The organism is Paraburkholderia sp. Ac-20347, assembly GCF_017104805.1.
In the GTDB taxonomy this organism is placed as follows: domain Bacteria; phylum Pseudomonadota; class Gammaproteobacteria; order Burkholderiales; family Burkholderiaceae; genus Paraburkholderia; species Paraburkholderia tropica.
Genome location: NZ_JAAGPN010000075.1, coordinates 1 through 26,930, shown reverse-complemented (window position 1 = coordinate 26,930; position 26,930 = coordinate 1). Strand labels below are relative to the sequence as shown.

Here is a 26,930-nt window from a genome sequence, read left to right as displayed (position 1 = left end):
GTCGAACGTCATGAACGAATCCACCCGCGCGGCCGCGCCGCCCGAAAAAACCCATCTGAAGATCGGCTTCGTGCCGCTCGCCGACGCCGCGCCCGTGGTCGCCGCCAAGCTGCTCGAATTCGGCCACGCGCACGGGCTCACGCTCGAACTCTCGCGCCAGCCCTCGTGGGCCGCGCTGCGCGACAAGCTGCTCGCCGGCGAGCTCGACGCCGCGCATTCGCTCTACGGCCTCGTCTACGGCGTGCAGCTCGGCATCGGCGGCCCGCAGACCGACATGGCCGCGCTGATGGTGCTCAACCGCAACGGCCAGGCGATCTCGCTGTCGAACCGTCTCGCCGACGCGCTCGCGGAACACGGCACGCTGCCGCGCGCGCTCGCCACGCTGGGGCGCACGCCCGTGTTCGCGCAGACCTTTCCGACCGGCACGCATGCGATGTGGCTGTATTACTGGCTCGCGTCGCAAGGCGTGCATCCGCTCAGGGACATCGAAAGCGTGGTGATTCCGCCGCCGCAAATGGTCGCCGCGCTCGCGGAGGAACGCCTCGACGGTCTGTGCGTCGGCGAGCCCTGGCCGTCGCTCGCGCAGCGTCGCGGCATGGGACGCACGGTGATCCGCAGCGGCGAAATCTGGCCCGATCATCCGGAGAAAGTGCTGGCCTGCCGGCGCGATTTCGTCACGCGTTATCCGAACACCGCGCGCGCGCTCGTCAGCACGATGCTCGAAGCCTGCCGATGGCTCGACGGCGCGGGGCATCGCAAGGAAATCGCGCAATGGCTCGCGCGGCCCGAGATGCTGGGCGTGGATGCCGCGCTGATCGCGGAACGGCTCGAAGGCGAGGGTCTGCCGGATGCCGTGCGTATGAAGTTCTTCTCGGACGGCACGGTGAACATTCCTCTGGAATCCGAAGGAATGTGGTTCTTCACGCAGTTCGAACGCTGGGGAATGATGGCGCGACGCGACGATTACCGGCAGCTTGCCGCGGCGATCAATCAGACGGCGTTGTACCGGCAAGCGGCGGCCGCGATTGGCGTGGCGGTGCCGGAAACATTCGATGCGCCTGTGTTCGTTGACGGGCGCAAGTGGGATAGCGCCGATCCGGCCGGCTATGTGGACGGATTCGAAATCAAGGCTTGACCAGGCTTCGAACGCGCGGCGAGCTTGAGGGCTTGCCGCGCGAGAGACAAATCTGCAAGCATTACTTCACGCGTTACTTCACGACCACTTCCGTATGACCCACGACCGGCGGCTTTTCGAAGAACGGGCCGACCAGACGGCGCCATTCCTGGAAGTCGTCGGACTCGCGAAAGTGCACCATGTGGTCCTCGACCGTGTCCCACTGCACGACCAGCACATACTGGTTCGGCTCTTCCACGCCGCGCTGAAGCTCGACCGCACGACAGCCGCGCGCGCGATGAAAGAGCGGCAGCGCCTGCGCCACGCCTGCTTCGAATTCGGCGTTCTTGCCCGCCTGCACCGTGATGTGCGCCATTTCGTAGACCACGTTTCGCTCCTTACTGTTCTCTTGCTGTTATGAAGGCGCGCGCCCATCAACGCATGGCACGCGCGCCCGACACGTTATCACGCCTCCGCGCGTAGCCGCGCGATCACCTCGTCGGCGATGGCGAGCGAGGCGGTCAGTCCCGGCGACTCGATGCCGTACAGATTGACGAGCCCGCTCACGCCATGTTCGTCCGCGCCCTGAATCACGAAGTCGCCGCCGTGCGCGCCGTCCGCGAGCTTCGGTCGGATGCCCGCGTAGCCCGGTTGCAGCGCGCCGTCGGGCAACGCAGGCCAGTAGGTGCGGATCGCCGCGTAGAAACTCGCGGCGCGGCGCGGATCGACGGTGTAATCGATGTGGTCGATCCATTCGACGTCCGGGCCGAAACGCGCCTGATGACCGAGGTCGATGGTCAGATGCACGCCCAGGCCGCCTGCTTCGGGAATCGGATAGATGAGCCGCGAAAACGGCGCCGCGCCCGCCAGCGAATAGTAATTGCCCTTCGCATAGCGGCCCGCCGGAATCGACCCGGGCGGCACGCCTTCGATGGCCGACGCGACCTGCTGCGCGTAAAGCCCGGCGCAATTAATCACGCGTCTGGCGAGCAGTTCCATTGGCTCGTCGCCGCCGACTTTCAGCAGAATGGGTTCGCCCGCTTTCGCCACGCCGCCCGCCAGCGGCGAACAGAACGCGAGCATGCCGCCCGCCGCTTCGAAGTCGCCTTGCAGCGCGAGCATCAGTGCGTGACTGTCGACGATGCCCGTCGACGGCGATTCGAGCGCCGCCACGCAGTTGAGCGCAGGTTCCTTCGCGAGTGCGGCGTCGCGTTCGAGCCAGCGCAGATCGTCCACGCCGTTGGCGGCCGCTGCCGCGCGGATCGCACGCAGCGCATCGAGTTGCCCGTCATGCGTGGCGACGATGAACTTGCCGCAGCGCTCGTGCGGCACGCCTTTTTCCGCGCAATACGCGTAGAGCTGCCGCTTGCCCTGCACGCAGAGCCGCGCCTTGAGCGAGCCTTGCGGATAATAAATGCCCGCGTGGATCACCTCGCTGTTGCGAGAACTGGTGCCGGTGCCGATGGCGTTTTCCGCCTCGACGAGGATGGTCTCCCAGCCCTGCTGCGCACACGCGCGCGCGACGGCGAGCCCGACCACGCCCGCACCGATCACGACGCAATCGACCGTGTCAGTCATCGAACTTCCTTCCTCATGACGCGAGATCTCCGCGATGGCGCTATTGTGCCGCGTTCGTCACGGACGAAGGAAGATTTGATGCGGAGCGCGCGCGCCGCCGCGCTATTGCGTCAAACGGGCTGCACGTACACGTTCAGTTGCAGATCGACGATACGGTAGCCCTCTTGCGCCACGAGTTCGTCGAGACGCGCGAGCAGCACCTGATCGGCGAGTTCGACGATCTCGCCGCCGTTCACATCGACGATATGAAAATGGCGGCCCGTGTTCGCCAGCTCGAAGCGCGCCTTGCCGTTGCCGATCTGCACGCGCTTGATGATGCCGTGCGATTCGAGATCCGCCAGCACGCGATACACGGTGGCGATGCCGATGGCATTGCCGCTGCGCTGAAATTCCAGATACAACTCGGCGGCGGTAACGTGCGCACGATCGTCCGCGCGGAACGCGCGCAAGATGTCCATGCGCGGCAACGTGGGCTTGAGGCCCGCGTTGCGCAGCTGCTGTTCGAGCGGGTTCGCTTGCGAGCTCGTTTGCCTGTTCGCGTGCTTGCGGGTGTCGTTCATGCGCGGCGGGGTCTCCATCGGCGTGAGTGAGCGCTCAATCATCGAGCGTTTCGTGCACGCCGGTCGCGCCGCGCTTCCAGTAGCTCGACGCGCGGATGCGCGACTTGTGGATCGCGCGCTCCTCGGCGAGATGCTGACGCACGGCGCGCATCACCGCCGACTCGCCCGCCGCCCACACGTAGCCCTGACCTTCCGGCAGACGCGTCGCGCGCACGGCGTCGAGCAGCGCGCTCTCGCCCTGCTCGCTCGCGTAGCACCATTGCTCCTGCACATTCGCGCGCGTGTCGAAAGCGATGCGCGCCTGCGCGTCGCGGCCTTCGATCGTCGCGACGACCTGCACGCCCGCGGGCAATTCTTCGAGACGGCGGGCGATGGCGGGCAACGCGCTTTCGTCGCCAATCAGCCAGTACCAGTCGAAGCCGTCCGGAATCACGAACGAGCCGCGCGGTCCGCCGACGGCCAGATACTGACCCGGCTGCGCCTGCGACGCCCATTCCGTGGCCGGTCCCGCTTCGTGGATCACAAAGTCGATGGCCAGTTCGCGCGCCTCGGTATCGAAGCGGCGCGGCGTGTAATCGCGCATCGTCGGACGCGGCTCGCCGGGCGCGGGCGGCGTGCCCGGACCGCCTTCGGACAGCACCGGTCGATCCGCGCCGGGCTCGGGAAAGAACACCTTCACGTGGTCGTCGAAACCCGCCGACACGAAGTCGTGCAGATCCTCGCCCGTGAGCGTGATGCGCTTGAGATGCGGCGTGATCATGTCGACGCGCGCCACCTGCAGCAGACGGCGCTTGAGCTCATGGCGCACGCGCTCGGGCGTGCGTTCGGCGGCGACGCTGTTGACGTTGTGGCTGTTATCGCTGTTGTTGCTGGTCGGGTTGCTGTGATCGGTCATCGGAGATCCTCCGGTTGGGCGGCGCGATGCGCGTGGCGCCGCGCTCGCGGGGTGCTGGTCGGTGCGCCGGAAGCACCATCCGGCCCGAATTTCTACGCGGGGCGATGGCGCTTTTTGAGACGATATATATCTTAAGATATATATCTTAAGATAATCCGTCAAGGACTATTGTGAGAGGCGGCAGATGCCGGCGGCGAAAAACGCGCAGGCTGACGCGGGGCGACGGTCTGGCCGTGCGCCCGCGTTTTATGGAGATCGGGGATGTGTGAGTTGTTGTCGAGGATAACGACGGCGGCCGTGAGCGCGAGGCATCGCGCAGGCTTGCGTTCAATGATTGATGAGAACGTCAGCGCGCGGGTGAAAAACCCGCCTGCATACAGGGATTTACCCAACAAAAATTAATCAGGATATCGAACGATCAACACCACCCGCCCCATTCAACAAAAAAGCCGCGCCCCCTTCCGGAAGACGCGGCCTTCACACGCGGAAAAATGCGCTGCGCTTAGAACTTCGTATGCAGACCCACGCGCGCGACAGCCTGGGTCTGGCCGCTCGACGCGCCATCGGAGCTGTTCATGCCGTTGATCTGCGCGAAGCCGCCCGAGCTTGCGCGCTGATACACGCCGAGCACGTACACGCTCGTGCGCTTCGAGAGCGCGTAATCGACGATCGCCGCCACCTGATGCGCGTGGTTGTTATCGACGACATCGTTGCCCTTCATGTACATATACGACGCGCCCGCGCTCAGCGCCGGCGTGAAGTAGTAATGCGCGCCGACCGAGCCTTCGTAGACCGAGCCGCCGTTGTACGAGTTGTGCACCGTCGTGAACAGCGCGTTCGTGATCCAGTTGCCGAAGCGGAAATGGCCGCCGACGCCCCAGTTACGCACGCTCACATCGCCTTCGCCCGACACCACGTACTTGAGGTTCGTGTACGCGGCGTTCACGCCCCAGCTCTTCTGCGCGTAGTTCAGCGCGAAGCTCTGGCCGTTGCCCGTGCCGATCGAACCCGCCACGTTGCCGAAGCTGTACATCGCGCCCGCGCTGAAGCCGTTGTAGACCGCCGACGTGTACTTCACCGAGTTGTTGACCGTCTCACCCGCCATGCGGTCCCAGTCGAACGCGCCGGTCGCGTTGCTCGGCAGCGCGAGCTTCGTGAACGGGCCCGCGCGGAAGTCGTAGAAGTGGCCCGAGAGTTCGGCCGGATCGTCGCCGGAGAAGTACAGCGCGTCCGTCATGAAGTCGTACTGGTTACCGAGCGCGAGCTTGCCGAAGCGCTCGTCGCTCAGACCTACGATCGACGTACGGCTGAACAGGCTCTTGTTCGGCATGAAGCTGCCGTTGTCGACCTGGAACTGGTTGGTCAGCTGGAAGAATGCCTTCAGACCGCCGCCGAGGTCTTCAGTGCCTTGCAGGCCCCAGAGGTTCGGGCCGTTCACGCCGTCGTCCATCTTGAGGTTGTGATGGCCGCCCTGGTTGCTCACGTAGGTGATACCGGTGTCCATCATGCCGTACAGCGTGACGCTGCTCTGTGCGAGCGCCGATCCGGCGCACGTCAGCCCCGCCAGCGCGATCACGATTTTTTTGTACTGCTTATTGTTTGCCATTCTCCAAGCCTCCTGTTTGAACGTCGTGTGTTGTTCAGCGTTTATCGATGTTGTATCCGCCAGCCGCCCCGTTTGATGGCCGGTCGGTGGGTGCGGCCTTGCGGCCGCGATCTTTCTGATTGGTGCGAGAAGCGACGTCTTTTTTGTTATGTGCGGCGAAGCGCGATGCTCAGGCGTCCGCCACCGGCACGCTGATGAAGCGCAGCGCGAGCCGGTTGAGCAGGATCGCGACCGCCGCGATCAGCGCGGGCACGGCGAGCACCGAGAACACCGCTGCAAAGCTGAAGCCGAGCGAGAGCAGCACGCCGCCTACGAACGAGCCCAGAATGCCGCCGAGCCGTCCGAAGCCGAGCATCCAGCTCACGCCGGTGGCGCGGGCGCGGGTCGGGTAGCACGACGGTGCGAGTGCGTTGAGGCCGGTCTGCGCGCCGCTCATGAAGAAGCCCGCGCAGGTGACGAGCAGCGTGAGCATGCTCGACTGCAGGCTGCCCATGCCGAGCGCGAAGATGAACACGCCGCCCAGCAGGTACGCCGCGCCGATCACGACGTTGCGGTCCATGCGGTCCATCGCGAAACCGACGACAATCGCGCCGACCGTGCCGCCGAGCTGGAACATGCCGGTGATCGCCGCCGCGCGCTCCACGGGCAGGCCCGCGTCCTTGATCAGCGTGGGCAGCCAGCCGGTCAGCAGATAGATGATGAGCAGACCCATGAAGTAGGTGACCCACAGCATCAGCGTGCTCATGGCGTAGCCGTCCGAGAACAGCATGCGCACGGGCGCTTTCGCGATCACCGCCGGTTCCGGCGAGGTGAAACGCGTGCCTTGTGCGAAGCGATGGCCGCAGACGCGCGAGAGCGTCGCCGCGATGCGTTCGGCCGAGAAGCGGCGCACCAGCAGGAAGCGCGCCGATTCCGGCAGCAGCAGCATCAGCACGGGCACGAACAGGATCGGCAGCACGCCGCCGAACACGAACACGCCGCGCCAGCCGAAGTGCGGCATCAGCGCGGCCGCGATGAAACCGCCGCCGCCCGAGCCGAAGTTGAAGCCGGTGAACATGATAGTGAGCAGCAGCGAGCGGCTCTTCGACGGCACGTACTCGGAGAGCAGCGTGGTCGAGTTGGGCATCGCGGCGCCGAGACCCAGGCCCGTGAGAAAGCGCAGTGCGACGAGTTCCGTCGGCGTATTGGCGAAGGCGCACAGCAGGCTGAAGAGGCCGAAGCAGCCGACCGAGCCGATCAGCACTTTCTTGCGGCCGATGCGGTCGGCGAACGGGCCCGCGACCAGCGCGCCAATCGCGAGGCCGACCATCGCGGCGCTCATCACCGGTCCGAAGGCGGCGCGCGAGATGCCCCACTCCTTCATGACCACGGGCGCGACGAAGCCCATCACGGCCGTATCGAGGCCGTCGAGCGTCACGATCAGGAAGCAGAGCGCGAGTACGAGCCATTGCCAGCCCGACATGCGCCGTCCGTCGATGAAGCCCTTGATATCCACTGCGTCGGCAGAATTCATGCGTGTCTCCGAGATAAATATTTCCCCGCTCGCGCACTTCGTCGGTACGTGAGTTGTGCTGCGAAGCAGATTCAGCGGCGCGCCGTGGGGGCGGCGCGCGCCGTGCGGAGATCAGACGGCGTCCGGCACCTGTCGCGTTTTCAGGAACGCTTCGAGCGTCTCGCCGCGCATGCTCGCGTACATGCCGAGGTTCGTGATCTTCACCACACGCGCGAACTTCTCCAGCACGAAGAAGCACACGCCGTACTGAATGAGCCCGAGCCAGTCCGTGTTGTCGACGAGCGTGCGTTCCTGCGGCGTCAGCGCCGCCGCGTCATAGGCGGCAGGACGGTCGTTGAGCCACAGTTCGCGCGCGGCGGGCGTGCGCATCATCCAGAAGAAGCGGTTCAGGCGCATCGCCTTCATGCTCTGGCGAATGTCGAACGGGTAGGTGCCCGTGAGTTCCTCGATGCCGATCAGTTGCGGATTCATTGCGCGGCTCCGCTCTTGTCTTCGTCCGACTCGACGTTCTCGTAGATCGTCACGGCCATCGCCGTGCTGGTCGCCAGATAGTAGTTGCGATGCACCTCGCGGATCGTCGGCGCCAGCGCGCCGCGCATCGCGAGCCACATGATCGTCTCGACGCTTTCCGCGCCGCCGAGGCGCACGTAATCGACGTGCTTCATGCGCGCGAGCCGCTCGGGATCGTTCACGATCAGGTCGAGAAACTCCATGTCCCACTCGGTGTTGTTGAAGCCGCTGCGCTCGCCGTGCACCTGATGCGAGAGGCCGCCCGTGCCGACCACCACCACGTCGAGATCCTGATCGAACGATTCGATCGCGCGGCGCAGCGCCTGGCCGAGCCGGTAGCAGCGGTTCGCCGTGGGCAGCGGATACTGCAGCACGTTGACTTCGAACGGCACCAGCGCCGTGGGCCAGCCGCCGTCGTGCGGCAGCATCAGCGAGAGCGGCGAGTTGCAGCCGTGGTCGAGCGGCTTGTCCTGGAACACCGTGAGGTCGAACTCGTCGTTCACCAGTTGCTCGGCGATATGGATCGCGAGATCGGGATGCCCGGCGATATCGGGCAGCGGACGCTTGCCCGCGCCTTCATCGGCGAATTCGTGCTGCGGCGACACGCCGAGCGCGAAGGTCGGATAGCAGTCGAAGAAGAAGCTGTTGGCGTGATCGTTGTAGAACATCACGAGCGCGTCCGGCTTGCGCTGCGCGAGCCACTCGGCCACGGGTTCGTACCCCTTGAAGAGCGGCGCCCAGGCAGGCTCGTTCTGCTTGCCCTTGTCGTACGCCAAGCCGATCGTCGGTACATGCGAAGTACCGATGCCGCCCACAATCCTTGCCATGCTGTTATTCCTCGATTACCGCAGTTCACGCTCTCGCTTTCGCAAGAGCCCATCAATTGGGATACGAAATTACAGAACGCAGGGTGCGGCGGTAAGTCAGGGTTATCCACTATTTTGATGCCATTACGCATGAAAGCAGGGGTTTTCTGCATTTTCCGCTGCGTGGCGGCGCGCCGAAACCCGCGCGCCATAACGCTTTTTGGTATCCTGAACTGACCTCGGGACACCGTGCCCGACCCACGCGGCGCAAGCCCGCCATAAACGAAACAGATACCAAAAGAACAAACTCGCAAGGCCGTGCCCCAAGCCGGGCGCCCGGCCTCGCGCAAGATAGCGACATGAACGAGACAACCCAGCAAACCATCGTGCAGGCGCTGCGCACGCGCATTCTTTCCGGCGAACTCGCGCCGGGGCAGCGTCTCGTCGAAGCGCAGCTCGCCGAACGGCTCGGCATTTCGCGCACGCCGCTGCGCTACGCGCTGAGCGTGCTCGCCACCGAAGGCCTCGTCGAGCGCTCGGGCGCGCGCGGCTACACCGTGCGCTGCTTCAGTGTGACCGACGTGCTCAACGCCATCGACGTGCGCGGCGTGCTCGAAGGGCTCGCGGCGCGCCGCGTGGCCGAACGCGGCGTCGAGCCGGCGCTCGCGCGCGCGCTGCAGGACTGCCTGCGCGAAGGCGACGACATCTTCCGCCCCGGCGCGCTCGACAACGCCGCCGAAACCCGTTACGCCGACGTCAACGGTCGCTTTCACGCGCTGATCGTGGCCGCCGCCGACAGCCACGCGATCAGCGCGGCGCTCGGCCTGAACGAGAAAATTCCGTTCGTCTCGCCGGGCACGGTGGTGTTCGACGACGCCGCGCGCCAGCAGCAATACATGATGCTCGCGTACGCGCACCGCCAGCACCACGCCATCGTCGGCGCGTTGCTGAACGGCGAGGGCGCGCGCGTCGAGGCGCTCATGAAAGAGCACACGCATATTTCGAAGGAGAGTCTCAATCTCTCGGTCGAGCATCTGCATCTGATCGCGGGGGCCGCATGAACGCGCCCGACCTGCTCAATCTCGCGCACCTGCGTGCGTTCCGTCTGGTCGCCGACACCGGCAGCGCCACGCGCGCCGCCGCCGCGCTCTATCGCGCGCAATCGGCCGTCACGCGTTCGGTGCAGGAACTCGAAACCGCCCTCGGCGAGCCGCTGTTCGAGCGCAAGCCCTCTGGCATGCTGCCCACGGCCGTCGGGCGCGTGGTGCTCGACCGCTGCGCGCGGATCTTCGGCGAACTCGAAGAACTCGCGCACTGGTGCGCCGCGCGGCAGACGCGCCGCCGCGCGCTCGGCGAAGGCACGCTGCCCGCTTATCTGCTCAACACGCGCCGCCTGCAATTGTTCGTCGCGCTCGCACGGCACCGGCACATGCCGAGCACGGCCGGCGCGTTCGGCATCAGCCAGCCCGCCGTGAGCAGCGCGATGCGCGTGCTCGAAAGCGGCTCGGGCGTCACGCTGTTTCACCGCAGTCCGCGCGGCGTGCAGCTCACAGCGGAAGGCGAAACCTTTCTGCTGCACGTGCGCCGCGCGCTCAACGAACTGCGCCACGTGCCCGACGATATCGCCGCCCTGCACGGCAGCATTCAGGGTTCGGTGACGGTGGGCGCGCTGCCGCTCGGGCGCACGCTGATCCTGCCCGCCGCGATCGCACGCATGAGCGCGCAGCATCCGGGCGTGCGCGTGGTCACGGACGAAAGCGCGTACGAGTTGCTGGTGGCGGGCTTGCGCGCGGGCGACGTCGATTTCGTGCTCGGTGCGCTGCGCGAGAACGACGCCGCGAGCGGTCTCACGAACGAGCGTCTGATGGCCGAAGACATGGTCGTGCTCGCGCGGCGCGGTCATCCGCTCGCGCAGCAAAACGCGCTCAACGTCAGCGATCTGCGCAACGCGCAATGGATTCTGTCGCGCGTGCACTCGCCCGCGCGCGGTTTGTTCGAGGCGCAGTTCAAGCGCCTGAAACTGAAGCCGCCGATGCCGACCGTCGAGACCGCCGACCTCGCCGTGATTCGCGGCCTGCTGATGGGCACGGATATGATCGCGGCGCTGTCGGCGCAGCAATTGCACTATGAGATCGAGTCGGGGCAACTCGTGGTGCTCGACGTGCCGCTGCACAACACGCGGCGCGAAATCGGCCTGACCTTGCGGGCGCAGAGCGCGCCCTCGCCCGCCGCGCGCGCGCTGATCGACGCGATCCGTCTGGCGGTCGCCGAAGCCGCGCCGGCCGTGCGGGTGATCGAAGGAAGAATGGCGGCGCAGGCGCGCTAGCGCGGACGCACTTCCGCAAACGCACTACTGCAAACGCACTACTGCAAACGCACTAAAGCAGGCGATCGAACAGGGCGCGCCAGTCGAACGGCGCGTCCAGATCGTCATACGCGATGCCGCGCGCCTGCATCGCATCGACGAAACCGTCCTGCAAGCGCGCGCACGCCTCGCTCATGAACGGCTCCACGCCCGCGTCGCGCAGCGTTTGCGCGACTTCGCGCATTTCGCCCGCGCGGCGGCGGCCATGCTCGGCCACGCGGCTGACGAGATAGCCCGCGAGGTCGGCGTCGCGCTGCATTCTGGACAATGTTTCGGATAGCGAAGCAAGCACCACGGCTTCCGCGTCGTAGCTGCGCGCCGCGCGCAGACATTCCACGGTCAGCGCTTCGATGCCTTTGATCATGACGCTGCGGCACATCTTCGCCGCCGAGGCCACGCCGACGCGCTCCGCCACGGCCTCGGTCCGCAAGCCGTTCGCGTTCAGCCGCGCGCTCACCTCGCGCGCCCGCGCGCCGCCCAGCAGCATCGGCACCGCGAGACCGTACGGCGGCACCGGCGCCATCACCGCGGCTTCCACGTAATGCGCGCCGCCCGCTTCGATGCACGACTGCGCGTGCTGCTTCGTCTGCGGCGAAACCGAATTGATGTCGAGCACGATCTGGCCCGGCGCGAGACGTTCGGCCAACGCGTGCGCGACGTCCATGTCCGACTGCGCCGTCACCGCCGACACGACCAGCTCCACGCCGTCGATGGCGTCCTCCAGCGTGGAAGCGGCGCGCACCTGCGCCGCGCGCGCCTTCTCGCGCAGCGCGTCGAGCCGCAGGTCGTACATCGAAACGCTCACGCCGCGCGCGGCCAGCGCCGCACCGAGCATACCGCCCGCCTCGCCGAAGCCGACGAAAGCGACGCGTTCGAAGGCGGCGGGCGTCGCGTTCACGATCAGGCGCGCCAGACGGCGGACGGCACGCCCACCACGCCGTCGAACAGCCAGCGCGCCGTACGCAGCAGCGCCGCGCCCGTCACCTCGGTCGCGCCGTTTTCGTGCGCGAGCGTCAGCTCGACGGTGAATTCGCCGGTCGGATGCTCGACCGCGAGGCGCTTCACGTCGCTCGCGTCGCCGAGTTCGGCGATGCCGTCGCAGACCGTGCCGGGCAGCACAGCCGCCGTCGCCACGCTCACCGCGCCGAGCACGCCGATCGACGCGTGGCAGCGATGCGGAATAAAGCTGCGCGTGCTGATCGCGCCACCCGCGCGCGGCGGCGCGATCAGGCACATCTTCGGCACCGTGCGCGCGCTCACGTCGCCCAGATTCATGCGCGGCCCCACGGCGAGACGAATCGCTTCGACGCGCGCCTTGAGCGCTTCGTCGGCGTCGAGTTCGTCGCGCGTTTCGTAGCCGGTGCGGTCGAGATCGCGCGCGCGAATCAGCACGAGCGGCATGCCGTTGTCGATGCAGGTCACTTCGACGCCGTCGATCGTGTCCTTGAGATTGCCCGTCGGCAGCAGCGCGCCGCAGGTCGAACCGGCCGTGTCGCGAAACGCCAGCGGAATCGCGGCCGCCGTGCCGGGCACGCCGTCGATGCGCGCGTCGCCGTCGTATTGCACCTGGCGGCCGGGCGTCGAGACGCTCGCCACGGCGATCTGTCCGGTATTGAGCATGTGGATGGCGACGGCGGTCGTGCCGTCGCGTGCGTCGACGAGCCCGCGCTCGATCGCGAACGGGCCCACGCCCGCGAGAATGTTGCCGCAGTTCTGGCCGTAGTCGACGCGCGCCTCGTCCACCACGACCTGGGCGAACAGATAGTCGACGTCGGCGTCGGCGCGCGTGGAGGGCGAGACGATCGCCACCTTGCTGGTGAGCGGATCGGCGCCGCCGATGCCGTCGATCTGGCGCGGATCGGGCGAGCCCATTACGGCGAGCAGCACGCGGTCGCGCGCGGCCGGATCGGCGGGCAGGTCGGAGGCGAGAAAGTACGCGCCCTTCGAGGTGCCGCCGCGCATCTGCATGCAGCGGATGCGCGTCTGGCCGACGCCCTGCGTTGCCGTCCTGTTTTCCGTCCCGCTTGCCGTGCCTGGTTGCTGACTGCCTGCTGCGCTCATTGCTACCGCCCCTCCTGGTCTCGTCGATCGTACGGCGCCGCATGACGCGCGGCGCGCTTCGGTTCATTTTAGGGAGCGCGGGCGGGCGCGCACCACCGAAACTGGCGGCGAATGCCATCGAATCTGCTTATGAGCCATGTACGCGACGCGCGTTGCGCGCTAGCGCGGCCGGGATCGAGGCCGTTCGTGCGGCGCTTGCGGGCCGCTTTTGAGGCGCGGACGAAGGGCCGAAATTGCTCGGATATGCAGGTTTGCGGAGCGGCGCCCGGCCCGCGCTCGCATTTCGCGGCGTCTATATCACGACTTCGCGCCAGATTAAATATCCGACCCTGTTTCTATTTCTGACGTTTCCTTGCCGTAGCCCCGCTGAAATACACCGTCAGTGTTGTGTAAACACCGAATACACGCAGTCGCTTTGTAATTTGGAATAACAATCGTTCTCATTAGCATATACAATCCGCATACATTTTGACGGCCACCCGGACGCGCTCCCGCGCGGCGGCGCGCGCTCGCCAGACCAAAGCACCGCCCGGGAGCCACGCACTCACGCTGGCATCGCGGCGCGGCAATAACGACTTACACCGTTTCGATTTTTTTATGTCCGCACCCCGTTTGTCCGTGCCGCGTCCTGCTGCGGCCGATACGCCGAAGTCGCCGTTCCAGCCCGCCGTCTCCGCCTCCCGTCACGCCATCCTCGCCGCCATTACCGTGGCCTTCGCCCTGCCCGCCGCCGCGTTCGCGCAGACGAGCGGCAGCGCCGACGCCAGCAACACAGGCACCGGCACCGCCGGCAAGAGCAACGCCACGCTGCCCACCGTCAAGGTGCAAGCGGCCAAAGAGGCGCTGCCCGGCGACCTCGCGCCGACCTACGGCGGCGGTCAGGTCGCGCGCGGCGGCAATTTCGGCGCGCTCGGCCAGCAGAAGAACATCGACATGCCGTTCAGCATGACGACCTACACGGCCAAGGCGATTCAGGACAAACAGGCGCGCACCATCGCGGACGTGCTCTCGAACGACCCGGCCGTGCGCACCGCCTACGGCTACGGCAACTTCCAGGAGGTCTACGTCATCCGTGGCTTCCAGCTCGACAGCGACGACGTCTCGCTCAACGGCCTCTACGGCATCACGCCGCGCCAGATGGTGGAAACGCCCGCCATCGAGCGCGTGGACGTGTTCAAGGGCGCGAGCGCGTTCCTGAACGGCGCGTCGCCGAACGGCAGCTCGATCGGCGGCAGCGTGAACCTGCAACTGAAGCGCGCCGACGACAAGCCGCTGACCGAAGTCACGCTCGACGGCAGCGCCTCGGGCGAGTTCGGCACGCACGTCGACGTCGGCCGCCGTTTCGGCGATCAGGACCAGTTCGGCATTCGCGTGAACCAGGCGAACCGCGACGGCGAAACGAGCATCGACGGCGAACACCGCCGCAACAACCAGACGGCCGTGGCGCTCGACTATCGCGGCGAAAAGCTGCGTCTCGAAGCCGACTTCCTCTATCAGCACCAGCATGTGTCGGACGGCCGCCCGGTGACCTACGTCTCCGGCGACACGATTCCGGCCGTGCCCTCGGCGAGCTACAACTACGGCCAGACGTGGTCCTCCAGCCAGACCGAAGACACGGTCGGCATCCTGCGCGCCGAATACGACTTCCTGCCGGGCTGGACCGCCTACGTGGCGGGCGGCACGCGGCACAGCACCGAAAGCGGCCAGTATTCGTCGCCCTACTACACCGACCCGACGCTCACGACCGCCTCGCGCATGTACGTGCCGCGCAAGGAAGACGCGGCCTCGGCGGAAGTCGGCGTGCGCGGCCACTTCAACACCGGTCCGGTGAGCCACTTCGTGACGGCGGGCGCGTCGATCGTGAGCGTGCACACGGAGTCCGCGTGGAACATGTCGGGCAGTTTCAACACCGACCTTTACGACACGCCGCAAGTCGCGTTTCCGCCGTCGAAGTACTACTCGCAGGGTCTGGACGGCAATCTGCCGCTCACCTCGACGAGCCTGATGCGCAGCGTCGCGGCGTCGGACACGCTCGGCTTCTTCCACGACCGCGTGCTGTTCACGGTCGGCGTGCGTCATCAGGAAATCGTCTCGAACGCGTATTCGTCGTCGACGCTGCTGCAGACCGAGGCGTACAACGATTCGATCACCACGCCGCTGTTCGGCATCGTGTTCAAGCCGACCGAGCACATCTCGATCTACGCGAACCGCAGCGAGTCGCTCTCGGCGGGCAGCCAGGCGCCGTCCTCGGCGATGAACGCGAACGCGCTGCTCGCGCCGGAACGCACCAAGCAATATGAAGTGGGCGCGAAGTACGACAGCGGCAAGTTCGGCGCGCAACTGGCGCTGTATCAGCTCGAAAAGCCGCAGACCTACACCAACGCGTCCGGCTATTTCGTCGCCGACGGCAACGAGCGTCATCGCGGCGTGGAAGCCTCGGTGTTCGGCGAAGTCTACAAGGGCGTGCGTCTGATGGCGGGCGCGACCTACATCAACGCGGTGCAGCTCGACACGGGCACCAACGACGGCAATCGTCCGATCGGCGTGCCGAGCTTCATGTTCAACCTGGGCGCGGAATACGATCTGCCGTGGGTGCAGGGGCTGACGTTCTCGGCGCGCTACACGCACACGGGTCCGCAGTATCTGAACGCGACCAACACGCTGTCGATCAAGGCGTGGGACACGGTGGATCTCGGCGCGCGCTACAAGACCAGCGTGTTCGGCCGTCCGACCACCTTCCGCGCCGACGTCTACAACCTGACGAACAAGGCGTACTGGAGCTCGACGACCGGCGGCTATCTGACGATGGGCGCGCCGCGCACGGTGCTGTTCTCGATGACGACGGACTTCTAAGACCGCGCGGGCGATGTTCGCCCAGGCATGAAAAACGCCGGTGCTGCGGAGGCAGCCCGGCGTTTTTTTATGGCGCGTTCTGGTTTGCGCGTTCTGGTTTGCGCGCGCGTTTCGTCAGGCGCCGACGATCGTGATCGCGAAGCCGTCCCAACCTTTGCTGCCGACCGTCTGCACGGCCGTGGTGTCGAGCCGCTTGTCGGCGCTCACCTCGTCGAAGTAGTCGCGCAAGCCCGTGACGTCGGCGTCGTGATCGTCGGCGTCGGCGATGCGGCCGCGGCGCACCACGTTATCGGCGACGATCACCGTGCCCGGACGCGAGAGTTTCAGCACGCGGTCGAGATAGTTCGCGTTATTGCTTTTGTCCGCGTCGATAAAGACGAAATCGAACGGCTCCGTGTGCTCCGCCAGCATCGCGTCGAGCGAGTCGAGCGCGAGACCCGTGACCACCGTCACGCGGTCCGCGAGATCCGCATGCGCGATGTTCGCACGCGCAACGGCCGCGTTTTCCGGGCTGTATTCGAGCGACACGAGCTGACCGCCGGGCGGCAGCGCACGCCCGAGCCAGATCGCGCTATAGCCGCCCAGCGTGCCGATTTCGAGAATGCGTTTCGCGCCCTGGATACGCGCGAGCAGATGCAGAAACTTGCCCTGATTCGGCGCGACGTTGATGGACCGCAGGCCCGCTTTCTCGCTCGCGGCGAGTGCGTGGTCGAGGGCGTCGTCAGCGCCGATCAGGCGTTCGGTGAACCAGTCGTCGACGGCTTGCCAGGTTTGCTCGTTCATTCCTGCGCTCCTCGGAATCGTGCAGTGATGTGCAGTGTGCAATCAGGTGGACGCGGCAAGCTTAGCGCAGTCGTCGCGAGGCACGCAGGTTCGCGCGCAACGAGATGCCGTCGTGCGACGGCGCGGGTTTTACCTGCGCGGCGTGCTGGATATCGTCAACTGCGCCGGTAAATTTTCCATGCCTGCGTTCCGATTGAACGCTTACCAGACCGCACGCGACGCTAAGCCGCAATAATTGCCGATTCATCATCGCGTTGTGGCGAATCGTTGCGATTCGGTGTTTTTTGCGGCTTTCTCGACGGATTAAATCCGGATTCGCCTTCGTTTAGCCCACGCGAATGGCGCTATTTGCCGAAGATGAATTGACGTCATGCGCCCATTTATCCTTACGATATCTTTCGCAAGGAATTGCAAGACGTTTTCATCCGTTCAATGCAGCATCTTTGATAGTATTCACGCGTTCGTTCTCCAATTGCTTCAGGTTTGCAACCTTGGACCGACCGCGCATTGCGCATCGTCCTGGTGCACGCGCATGATTCGCTGTGCAGTACGAAGCGTGCGGAGAACTTCGTTCTATCATCAAGGTGCCCATTGGATACCGATACCACTATGCCCGCCGAAGCTCCCCCCGTCGCACGCGGCCGGGGCAGGCCGGTAACGATCACGCGCGAAGCGCGCCGCGAGCAGATACTCAAGGCGGCCGAAGGCCTGTTCAAGCTGTCCGGTTACGCCGCGACCAGCATGGCCGATATCGCGCGCGTGTGCGAAACCTCGAAGCGCACGATCTATGAACTCTTCCCCACCAAGGAAGAACTGTTCCGCGCGCTGGTAGCCGACGCCGAGTCGTTCCCCGACGTGCAGCACGAAGTCGACGACGCGCTCTCGCCGCAAGCCGTGCTCGAAGCCGCGCTCGCCGAAATGGCCCATTACGTGCTGAGCGAACGGCATGTGACCGTGAGCCGTCTGGTGATTGCGGAATCGAATGCCTTTCCCGAGATTCGCCAGCACTATTACGATCAGGGCATTCATCGCAGCAAGCAGTTTCTCGAATCGCGGCTCGCATTGCTGATCGAACGCGGACGTATCGCGCCCGTGAATGTCGATCGTATGGCCGACATGCTGTTCGGCGCCGTGATCGGCACGCATTTGATTGCCGCGATCAGCTATCGGCAAATGCCGGATATGAACGATGTCGCCGCGCGCGCGCGCGAATCCATCGCGGGGCTGATCAAACCGGTCGATTAATCGACGGATTAGAGACAACTGAAAACAGGCGCCAAGGTTTTCTCAGACCTTGGCGCTTTTTTTTGCGCGTGGCGTATTGCGTATTGACGAAGGAATGAACCATGGAATGCGCGATTCGGCAGAATGCATTTGCCAATTTCATCGCCGCCCTGCGCGCATTCTTTTTTCGTATTCACGCAAATGCGATGCAGCCGAAGCATGAATTGCGGTTAGTCGAATTCGATAGTTGGTTTTGCGAAATCGAGCGGATCGTCCTTCCCCATCACGCAATCAGGATCGCTAATCAATTAAAGCTGCACACGAGCGAAACGCGGATTGCAAACTCGAACTGATCGACTCGCGAAGTGTGCGATGCAGTTCCTCGATCGGGTCCGCGTCGACGCCATTGGTTTCCAGTAAGCGATGGATGAACACCGCGTGGCCGCCTGGCGACATGGCGACGCGGACAAGGACGAAAACAGCTCAAGACCGCCCCTCCGCCACGCCCGCCCGTACCAATGTACGCAATCGTTTGCGCGTTTTTGAGCCGTGTTTCGTCTGACCGCCTATGCTCACTCGCCAGTCGCCTCTCGCGGCGCTCATGTACTGTTCGAGATCGAGCCGCCTCGTCACTCCGCCAGCCGCGAAGCTCACACAAAACCACCGCGCAATCGTTTGGCATGCTGTATGCAGTGGCCGGATTGGCGCATTCGGCATACGAATACCCACTCACATTGCCGCGGATTGGCGCGCGCTTTTTTCTCCGATTCGCGATGAATAAGCGCAGCGCACTATGCCGTCCAACGACTTCGATACCAGGGAATACCGGTATCGCTTAAATCGCATTAGTCAATTCGCGTTGCGCGAAAACGACTATTCGGGACGCAATGACGTTGTTTAACAATTCAACCTGGATAAACAGTGCTCAATCCCATGTCGCTATTGAGCAGAGTCGGATAAACTCCGACGAATCTCAAAATAAAGCGTTGGCGCTGTTCCCGGATCAGGCGGGTATTGCGAGACCGCCAACATCACTAGACGGCTGACTGTGCGAATTCGGGGCAGTCGTCGCGAATAAGACAAAGGGCCGTTTGCGATGCGAGTTTCCGTTCATGTCCGCCTGGGTGCGTTGATCGCCGGGCTGTTGGTGGGATCGAGTTTGCTCGCAGCCGACAAGCCCGCCCCCGCGACCGCCGCCGGCAAAACCACCGCGCCAGGCACGCCCAATGCCCAGACGCCCGGCAGCGCGCCGGCGTCCGCTGCGAATGCAACGAACCTGGCAGCCATCTCGGCAACGTCGGCGCAAGGCGCCGGTCCCGCCGTGATCCAGACCGCGCCCGGCACCGTCGCGATGCCCAACGACAACGCCAATCCGGCGCCGCTCGGCCCGCCGCGCACGCATGTGTTTTCGCTGCGCGACATGGGCGTGTACGGGCCGATGGAGTTGCGCGGCCTCGATCCGACCGGCTACATGAACGTCGACGTGCGCACCGACGAAGTCGTGACGAGCGCGAAGCTGCGCCTCATGTATACGTACTCGCCGTCGCTGATCTATCCGCTTTCGCATCTGAAAGTCTTCGTCAACGGCGAAGTGGTCGCGACGATTCCGCTCGTGAAGGAAAGCGCCGGCCAGCTCGTGACGAGCGAGATCAATCTCGATCCGCGTCTGTTCACCGACTACAACCGCATCAGCGTGCAGATGATCGCGCACTACACGCTCGATCATTGCGAAGACCCGTATCACACGACGCTGTGGACCGACGTCGCGCCGCAGACCACGCTCACGCTGAACACCGCGGGCATCAATCTGCCCAACAGCCTCGCGCTGCTGCCGGTGCCGTTCTTCGACCGTCACGACAACCGCCTGCTGCGCGTGCCGTTCGTGCTCGCCGCCAACGCGGGCGTACCGACGCTGCATGCGGCCGGCGTGGTGTCGTCGTGGCTCGGCGCACTCGCGAGCTATCGCGGCGCACGCTTCCCGGTCACGCGCACGGCGCCCGCCGACGCCAACGCCGTCGTGCTCGCGCTGCCGGGTCAGGTGCCGGAAGGCATCTCGCTGCCCGAAATCAAAGGCCCGACGATCAGCGTGATGAGCAACCCGGCCGCCGATCCGCAATCCGGCCGCAAGCTGCTGGTGCTCGCGGGCCGCACGCCCGAGGAACTGGAGAAGGCCGCCGACGCCCTCGTGCTCGGCCAGGCCGGCATGGCGGGCAGCAGCGTGATCGTGCAGTCGGTCGATCTGGGTCCGGCGCGCAAGCCCTACGACGCGCCGAACTGGGTGCCGACCGACCGCCCCGTGCTGATGCGCGAGCTGGTCAGCGATCCTCAGCAGTTGCAGGTGTCGGGCTACAACCCGCCCGCGATCCGCGTGAACATGCGCGTGCCCGCCGACCTGTACGCGTGGGCGCGCACCAATGTGCCGCTCGACATCCGCTATCGCTACACGGCGCCGTCGACGTGGAACGATTCGATCCTCAACGTCAGCATCAACGATCAGCTCGTGCGCTCGCAGCGTCTGAAGCCCGTCACGCGCGCCTCCGACGAAACGCGCATCAGCGTGCCGCTGCTCTCGGGCACCGACGCGCGCGCCAACAGCAACATCGAAATCCCGGCCTTCCGCGTGGGCTCGAACAACCAGTTCCAGTTCCAGTTCCATATCGATTCGCAGAAGACCGGCCTGTGCACCTCGACCGCCGCCGACGTGGCGCGCGCCGCCATCGACCCGGATTCGGTGATCGACTTCAGCGGCTTCGCGCACTACACGGCGCTGCCGAATCTCGCCTTCTTCGCCAACAGCGGCTATCCGTTCACGCGCATGGCGGACCTCGCGCAGACGGCCATCGTGATTCCCGACACGCCGAACGCGCAGGACCAGGAAGCCGTGCTGACGATGCTCGGCCACATGGGCCAGTGGACCGGCCTGCCCGCGCTGCGCGCGACGCTCGTGCCCGCCAGCAAGATCGACAGCGTGAGCGGCGACGACCTGCTCGTGATCGGTTCGGGCTCGGGCGCCGATCTGCTCGCGAAATGGGGCAAGGATCTGCCGCTGCTGATCGAGCGCGGCAAGACCGAAGTGACGACGCGCGACCAGAAGAGCGGCTGGCCGGGCTGGCTCGGCGGCACCGAGGACGACGACGAGCCGAGGCCCGCGGGCCGCTCGATCGTCTCGCTCGGCGGTCCGATGGCGGCGCTGATCGGCTTCGAGTCGCCGCTCAAATCGGGACGCAGCGTGGTGGCGCTCTCCAGCACCTCGTCGGCGCAGCTCGGCGACGTGCTCGACGCGCTGGAAGACAGCGGCAAGGTCGCGGCGATCCACGGCGACCTGACCGTGGTGCGCCAGAACGAAGTCGAAGGGCTGCGCGTGGGCGAGCGTTATTTCGTCGGCGATCTGCCCTGGTACGCGCGCGCCTGGGTGCATATCTCGCGCTACCCGTCGCTGATGGCCGTGGCCGGGATTCTCGCGGGCCTGATCGTCGCGCTGACGGTGTTCTGGGCGCTCGGACGCATGGCTGCCCGCCGCACCGGAGACTGAACGTGCCGACCGGGTTGAGGGCCAAGCCCTGCCTCACGCGCTGGCTCGCGGCCAGCGCCTGCGCGCTCGCGCCGCTGCTGCTCGGCGCGCCCACGTCCGCGCTCGCTGCGAACGCGAAGACGCCTGCCGCAAAGACGGCGTCGGTTGCCGCGCCGCAAGCGCCTGCCTGCGCGTGGTCCGACTGGACCGCGTTCAAGAGCGCGCTGCTGTCCGCCGACGGACGCGTGATCGACGCCAGTTCGCCGCGCCAGGTGACGGTCTCCGAAGGCCAGTCGTACGCGCTCTTCTTCGCGCTCGTCGCGAACGACCGCGCGTCCTTCGACAAGATCCTCGCGTGGACCGAGAACAATCTCGCCCAGGGCGATCTCGCGGCGCATCTGCCCGCGTGGATCTGGGGGCGCACCGACATCGACGAAAACGGCGCGCCGGTCGTGGCGTCGGCGGCGTCGGCGGCGTCGTCCAGCCCCGCTACGCAGACGCAAACCGGCACGTGGGGCGTGATCGACACCAACTCCGCCAGCGACGCCGATATCTGGATCGCCTACTCGCTGCTCGAAGCCGGCCGCCTCTGGAACGTGCGCCGCTACACGGCGATCGGCACGGTGATGGCGCGCAACATCCTGCGCCGCGAGACGGCCACGCTGCCCGGCCTCGGCCGCACGGTGCTGCCCGGTCCGGTGGGCTTCACGCTCGACAAGACCACGTGGCGTCTGAATCCGAGCTACGTGCCGCTGCAGGTCATGCGCCGCTTCACGCTCGCGATGCCCGAGAAGGAACGTCCCGAGTGGAAGTCGCTGCTCGGCAGCTCGGCGAAGCTCGTCAACGGCACCGCGCCGAAAGGTTTTTCGCCCGACTGGGTCGTCTACCGCGCGCGGGGCAACAAGGGCGATTTCGGCCCCGACGAACCAACGCACGCCGAAAGCGCCTATAACGCGATCCGCGTCTATCTGTGGGCGGGCATGCTCGCTTACGACGACCCGACGCGCAGCGCGACGCTCGCGACCTTCGCGCCGCTCTCGGCCTTCGTGGCCGCGCACGGCTTTCCGCCCGAGCGCGTCAACACGCAGACCGGCGAGCCCGGCCCGAACGAGGGCAACGGCGGCTTTTCGGCGGCGGTCGCGCCGTATCTGTCGGCACTCGGCCGCACCGATCTGTCCGACGCGCAGGTCGAACGCAGCCGCACGCTCGCGCAAAAATCGCCGCCCGGGTATTACAGCAGCGTGCTGATGCTGTTCGGCCTCGGCTATCTGCAAAGCCTTTATCACTTCGATGCGCAAGGCCGCGTGATCCCCGCATGGACGGCTCAATGCCCGGCAGCGCGATGAGCGCCCTCGCGAAAGCGCCGCACGTCGGCACCGGCTCGCGCGCGCGTCGGCTCGCGCCGCGGCTGTCGGCCCGCATCGCCTCGATGCTCGCGCTGCTGATCGCCGCGTCGCCGCTGGCCGTGCGCGCGCAAAATGGCCAGAGCGCGCCGATCGTGCAAAACGCCCAGAACACGCGCCAGCCCGCCGCGAACGCCGCCGCGCCCGCCGCTCAGGCCGCGCAACTGCTCTCGGCGGCGCGCATGTGGATGGCGAAGAACCGTCCCGATGTGGCGCGCGGTCTCGTGCAGAAAGCGCTGCTGTTCGATCCGCAGCAGCCCGACTCGCTCGCGCTGATGGGCGAGATCGAACTGCGCTCGAACCACACGGCCGAAGCCGCCAAGCTGCTCGCGCAACTGAAGAAAGTCGCGCCGAACGCGCCCGCGACCCAGGAGCTGTCCGACGCCTTCCGCGTCGCCACCAGCGACAAGAACGAACTCGCGCAGATCCGCCTGCTTTCCAGCGCCGGCAAGTCCGACGAAGCCGCCGCGCGCATGAAGAAGCTGTTCCCGAACGGCGCGCCGCGCGGCGACCTCGCGCGCGACTATTACCGCATCGTCGCGGGCACGGACGCGGGCCGCGTGCAGGTCATCGACGAATTGCGCGCGCGTCTGAAGCGCAATCCGAACGATACGGACGCCGCGCTGATTCTCGGCGACATGCTGACCGACCGCGCCAGCACGCGCATGGAAGGACTGAATCTGCTGTACACCGTATATCAGCGTCAGGACGGCAATCGCGCCGACGCGCTGGAGCGCTGGCGACGCGCGCTCGGCAGCGCAGGACGCGACGATCCGGCCTATTACGTCTGGTATCTGCGCTATCTGCAGGAAGTCCCCGACGACACCGACGCGCAGCAAACCGTCGCCGATCTCGCGAAGAAGCTCGGGCCGAAGGCCGCCGCGCAGGCCAATGCAGCGGCGGCGAACGGCAAGCCCTACAACGTGGCGTCGAGCGGCAACGCCTCATCAGGTTCGGCGCGCTCGTCGGCGTCATCGGGTACGTCGCGCGTGCGCGTGGCCGGCCCCGGCGCGCGCGCGCGCAACCAGGGTCTCGCGCAACTGGCGCGCGGCGATCTCAAGGATGCCGAAGCGTCGCTGCAAACCGCCCAGCGCGCGAGCCCGAACGACGGCGAGACGATCGGCGCGCTCGGCCTCGTGCGTCTGCGCGAAGGCCGTCAGGACGAAGCGCGCGCCCTGTTCGCGCGCGCCATCAAGCTCGACCCGGACAACGCCGGCAAGTGGCGCAGTCTCGAACACACGGCGGCCATCTGGGGCACCATCGGCCGCGCCCGCGACGCCAACGCGCAAGGCAAGCCCGAGCAGGGCGAAGCGCTCGCGCGCGAGGCGCTCAAGCTCGATCCGGGCAACGCCACGGCCACGCGCCTGCTCGCCGATTCGCTGATGGCGCAGAAGAAGTGGAGCGAGGCCGAAGCCGTGCTGCGTCCGCTCGTGACGGCGAAGGAGCCTGATCTCGACGCGCTGCGCAGCCTCGTCACCGTGCTGCGCGAAACGCATCGCGACAACGAAATCGGTCCGCTGATCACCGCGACGGCGCCGCGCCTGTCGGGCTCCGAAGCGGAACTGAAACGTCTGCACGCCGAACTGCTGGCGATCCAGGCCGACCAGCTGCTCGCCGAAAACCGCAAGAGCCCGGCCATCGCCAAGCTCGAAGACGCCGTGCGCCTCACGCCCGACGACGCCTGGACGCGCTTCACGCTCGCGCGCCAGTATCGCGACCTGAATCTGCCCGCGCTCGGCCGTCAAGTGATGGAGGACGGCCTGAAAGCCTCGCAGGCGCCCGACATGCGTTACGCGACGGCGCTGTATCTGAATTCCGTCGACGACATCGACGCCGCCGCCGCGCAGCTCGACGCCGTGCCGGCCGCCGATCGCAGCGACGGCATGCGCGAGCTGATGGGCAATCTCGCCGCGCAGAAGAAGCTCGCGCAGGCCCGCCAGCTGATCGCGCAAGGCAAGGAAGACGAGGCCCGCGCGCTGCTCGACTCGGCCGCCGCGGACGCCAATGCGGCCAACGATCCGCAGATGCTCGCCTCGGTGGGCCGCGAGTGGATCGCGCTCGGCGAAACCGACAAGGGGCTCAAGCTCGTGCAGGACTGGCTCGCCGCGCATCCGTCCGACGACGGCGCGAACGGCGCGCGCGTGCGCTACGGCGAACTGCTGGGCGCCGCCAATCGCGACGATGACTGGTCGAAATGGATCGACGCCACGCGCGCGCAGCCGGGCCTGACCGACGAACAGCGCGCCGATCTGGACGACCAGGAACTGCGTCTGGCCGTGCGCGCGACCGACCGTCAGATCGACAACGGCGACTTCCGCAGCGCGCAGCGCACGCTCGACGCAGTGCCGTCGCGCCTGAAGTCGAATCGCCGCTGGCTGCTCGAAGAAGCCGATCTGCTCGAAGCGAAGGGCGACTACAAGGGCGCGCTGGCGGCGGCGCAAAAGGTGCTCGCGGCCAATCCGAACGACGCCGACGCGCGTCTGACCGTGGCGCGTCTGTACGAGCGCATGGGCCGCGACCGCGAAGCCACGCAACTGGTGCGCGACGTGCTCGCCGACACGCCCGAGGACGACGTGGACACGCGCCTCGCGATCGCGCGGCGCTTCACGGCGCAAGGGCGCAATCAGGAGGCGCAGGACGTGATCGATCCGCTGCGCGAGCGTTATCCGGACCGCTCGGACGTGACGATCCAGGCGGGCCGCGTGGCGCAGTCGCGCGGCGATTACAACGACGCCGCCAGCCTCTATCGCAGCTCGCTCGTGCAGGAACAGGCCGAGGGCGAGCAGGCCGGTCCGGACGGTTTGACCTCGGGCGCGCGGGCGCTGCAAGGTCTCGACGACCGCCGCCAGGGGCAGATCGCGACCGAGTGGTATCAGTCGAATCTGTCGGGCGATCCGGGCATCTCGGAGCTGCACGCCACGGAAGTGCCGCTCTACGTGCGGATTCCGGACGGCTATTCGGGCCACTACTTCTTCCACGCCGACACGGTCTATCTGAACGCGGGCACGCTGCCCGCGGGCAGCGAAGGCGTGTACGACTACGGCAAGTCGCCCGCGCTCAGCAACGCGAACGTACCCGCCATCAACGAGACCGCCACCGGCGTGGCGCTCGCGGCGGGCTACGAATTCAGCGGCGCGAATACGAGCTGGCGCGCCGACATCGGCAGCACGCCGATCGGCTTCCCGATCTCGAGCGTGCTGGGCGGCCTGCTGTATCGCTACGACTTCCAGCATGCGTCGGTGACGGTCGACCTCTCGCGGCGCGCCATGACGAGCAGCCTCGTGTCGTATGCGGGCGGACGCGATCCGATCACCGGCGAAACCTGGGGCGGCGTGGTGCGCAACGGCCTGACCGTGCGCGGCGCGCACGACTTCGGGCCGGGCACGCTGTTCACGAGCCTCGGCTTCGGCCTGCTGACCGGCACCAACGTGCCGACCAACCAGGAATTCAAGGTGCGCAGCGGCTACGACTGGACGGTCTGGAAGCGGCCCGACCAGTCGGTGTCGAGCGGCCTGACGATCAACTACTGGAAGTATTCGAAGAACGAGCACTTCTACACCTTCGGCAACGGCGGTTATTACAGTCCGCAGAGCTATCTGTCGTTCAGCCTGCCGCTCGACTGGACCGGACGCTGGGGCAAGCTTTCGTGGGAAATCGACGGCTCGGTGGGCGTGTCGTTCACCAACGAAGACCGCTCGCCCTATTTCCCGACGCGCCCCGATCTGCAGGCGCTCGCGGGCGATCCGTTCTTCGGCGGCGGCTCGGGCGGCGGCTTCAGCTACACGGCGGAAGCGGCGCTCGAATACCGCGTGACGCCGCACTTCGTGGTGGGCGGCCGCATGCGTCTGGACCGCTCGCGCGACTACGCGCCGAACGTGGGCCTGGTGTACCTGCGCTATTTCTTCTCGCCGCAGCATGGCCCGGTGCCTTACCCGCCGACGCCTGTCAGGCCATACTCGGAATATTGAGGCATCGTATGAAGACTTCGACCCGAACCGTCATCGCCACCGCGAACCGGGCGACCCGATGAACGAGCCTATCCGCGCTCCCCAAAGCCCGGCCGCCGATGCGCGCGCGCCGCGCCATTCGCTGCTCGCGCGCCTGTCGCAGCGCGAGCCGCTGGCGATCGACGGCCTGCCGCCCGCGCT

20 protein-coding genes are annotated in these 26,930 nt (G+C 66.3%); 9 read left to right on the top strand and 11 right to left on the bottom strand.

What is annotated here, in order from left to right; all coding sequences use genetic code 11:
• Positions 1–10: 10 nt before the first annotated feature.
• Positions 11–1,135: a CmpA/NrtA family ABC transporter substrate-binding protein gene (locus G3N97_RS16610; protein ID WP_065064825.1), complete on the top strand. Its 1,125-nt coding sequence runs from the start codon at positions 11–13 to the stop codon at positions 1,133–1,135.
• 73 nt (positions 1,136–1,208) lie between these two features.
• Here the strand turns inward: G3N97_RS16610 and G3N97_RS16605 are convergent, their stop codons facing one another.
• The 8 genes from G3N97_RS16605 to G3N97_RS16570 all read right to left on the bottom strand — a co-directional run bounded on the left by G3N97_RS16605 (position 1,209) and on the right by G3N97_RS16570 (position 8,603).
• Positions 1,209–1,502, bottom strand: a complete 294-nt coding sequence (locus G3N97_RS16605; protein WP_346778074.1) for an antibiotic biosynthesis monooxygenase — start codon at positions 1,500–1,502, stop codon at positions 1,209–1,211.
• Between the two features lie 77 nt (positions 1,503–1,579).
• Positions 1,580–2,692, bottom strand: coding sequence for an NAD(P)/FAD-dependent oxidoreductase (locus tag G3N97_RS16600; RefSeq protein ID WP_205994214.1), 1,113 nt, complete (start codon positions 2,690–2,692; stop codon positions 1,580–1,582).
• Positions 2,693–2,802: 110 nt separating this feature from the next.
• Complete coding sequence (locus G3N97_RS16595; RefSeq protein WP_205994213.1) at positions 2,803–3,252, bottom strand: Fur family transcriptional regulator; 450 nt, start codon at positions 3,250–3,252, stop codon at positions 2,803–2,805.
• A gap of 34 nt (positions 3,253–3,286) precedes the next feature.
• The gene (locus G3N97_RS16590; RefSeq protein ID WP_205994212.1) at positions 3,287–4,147 is read right to left on the bottom strand and encodes a siderophore-interacting protein; all 861 of its coding nucleotides are present in this window, start codon (positions 4,145–4,147) and stop codon (positions 3,287–3,289) included.
• Positions 4,148–4,649: 502 nt separating this feature from the next.
• Positions 4,650–5,753 carry a porin gene (locus tag G3N97_RS16585; RefSeq protein ID WP_205994211.1) on the bottom strand — a complete coding sequence of 368 codons (1,104 nt, stop codon included), beginning with the start codon at positions 5,751–5,753 and terminating at the stop codon, positions 4,650–4,652.
• 169 nt (positions 5,754–5,922) lie between these two features.
• Positions 5,923–7,266, bottom strand: a complete 1,344-nt coding sequence (locus G3N97_RS16580) for an aromatic acid/H+ symport family MFS transporter (protein ID WP_205994210.1) — start codon at positions 7,264–7,266, stop codon at positions 5,923–5,925.
• Positions 7,267–7,377: 111 nt separating this feature from the next.
• Complete coding sequence (locus G3N97_RS16575) at positions 7,378–7,737, bottom strand: protocatechuate 3,4-dioxygenase (RefSeq protein WP_065064834.1); 360 nt, start codon at positions 7,735–7,737, stop codon at positions 7,378–7,380.
• The gene (locus G3N97_RS16570; protein WP_065064836.1) at positions 7,734–8,603 is read right to left on the bottom strand and encodes a gallate dioxygenase; all 870 of its coding nucleotides are present in this window, start codon (positions 8,601–8,603) and stop codon (positions 7,734–7,736) included. The genes G3N97_RS16575 and G3N97_RS16570 overlap by 4 nt, the downstream gene beginning before the upstream one ends.
• Before the next feature lie 338 nt (positions 8,604–8,941).
• Between G3N97_RS16570 and G3N97_RS16565 the strand changes: the two genes are divergently transcribed.
• The gene (locus G3N97_RS16565) at positions 8,942–9,643 is read left to right on the top strand and encodes a GntR family transcriptional regulator (protein ID WP_205994209.1); all 702 of its coding nucleotides are present in this window, start codon (positions 8,942–8,944) and stop codon (positions 9,641–9,643) included.
• Entirely contained in the window at positions 9,640–10,908 is a 1,269-nt protein-coding gene (locus G3N97_RS16560) for a LysR family transcriptional regulator (RefSeq protein WP_205994208.1), read from the top strand. The genes G3N97_RS16565 and G3N97_RS16560 overlap by 4 nt, the downstream gene beginning before the upstream one ends.
• A gap of 52 nt (positions 10,909–10,960) precedes the next feature.
• Here the strand turns inward: G3N97_RS16560 and G3N97_RS16555 are convergent, their stop codons facing one another.
• Together G3N97_RS16555 and G3N97_RS16550 are read right to left on the bottom strand one after the other, a co-directional pair.
• Positions 10,961–11,845 (bottom strand): DUF1932 domain-containing protein, encoded by an 885-nt coding sequence (locus G3N97_RS16555; protein WP_346778073.1) that lies wholly within the window; start codon positions 11,843–11,845, stop codon positions 10,961–10,963.
• Between the two features lie 2 nt (positions 11,846–11,847).
• Positions 11,848–13,008 (bottom strand): 4-oxalomesaconate tautomerase, encoded by a 1,161-nt coding sequence (locus G3N97_RS16550; RefSeq protein WP_205994207.1) that lies wholly within the window; start codon positions 13,006–13,008, stop codon positions 11,848–11,850.
• A gap of 597 nt (positions 13,009–13,605) precedes the next feature.
• Here G3N97_RS16550 and G3N97_RS16545 point away from each other — a divergent pair.
• Positions 13,606–15,861: a TonB-dependent receptor gene (locus tag G3N97_RS16545; RefSeq protein WP_205994206.1), complete on the top strand. Its 2,256-nt coding sequence runs from the start codon at positions 13,606–13,608 to the stop codon at positions 15,859–15,861.
• A 114-nt stretch (positions 15,862–15,975) separates the two neighbouring features.
• Here the strand turns inward: G3N97_RS16545 and G3N97_RS16540 are convergent, their stop codons facing one another.
• Positions 15,976–16,644, bottom strand: coding sequence for an O-methyltransferase (locus G3N97_RS16540; RefSeq protein WP_205994205.1), 669 nt, complete (start codon positions 16,642–16,644; stop codon positions 15,976–15,978).
• Between the two features lie 609 nt (positions 16,645–17,253).
• Here G3N97_RS16540 and G3N97_RS16535 point away from each other — a divergent pair.
• The 5 genes from G3N97_RS16535 (at position 17,254) to G3N97_RS16515 (ending at position 26,750) form a co-directional block, all read left to right on the top strand.
• Positions 17,254–17,889, top strand: coding sequence for a TetR/AcrR family transcriptional regulator (locus G3N97_RS16535; RefSeq protein WP_205994204.1), 636 nt, complete (start codon positions 17,254–17,256; stop codon positions 17,887–17,889).
• Between the two features lie 101 nt (positions 17,890–17,990).
• Complete coding sequence (locus G3N97_RS16530; RefSeq protein WP_205994203.1) at positions 17,991–18,221, top strand: hypothetical protein; 231 nt, start codon at positions 17,991–17,993, stop codon at positions 18,219–18,221.
• Positions 18,222–18,964: 743 nt separating this feature from the next.
• Positions 18,965–21,400, top strand: coding sequence for a cellulose biosynthesis cyclic di-GMP-binding regulatory protein BcsB (gene bcsB, locus G3N97_RS16525; RefSeq protein WP_205994202.1), 2,436 nt, complete (start codon positions 18,965–18,967; stop codon positions 21,398–21,400).
• 2 nt (positions 21,401–21,402) lie between these two features.
• Positions 21,403–22,725 carry a cellulose synthase complex periplasmic endoglucanase BcsZ gene (gene bcsZ, locus G3N97_RS16520; RefSeq protein WP_346778072.1) on the top strand — a complete coding sequence of 441 codons (1,323 nt, stop codon included), beginning with the start codon at positions 21,403–21,405 and terminating at the stop codon, positions 22,723–22,725.
• Entirely contained in the window at positions 22,695–26,750 is a 4,056-nt protein-coding gene (locus tag G3N97_RS16515; RefSeq protein ID WP_241030632.1) for a cellulose synthase subunit BcsC-related outer membrane protein, read from the top strand. Before bcsZ ends, G3N97_RS16515 begins: the two co-directional genes overlap by 31 nt.
• The last annotated feature ends 180 nt before the right edge of the window (positions 26,751–26,930 follow it).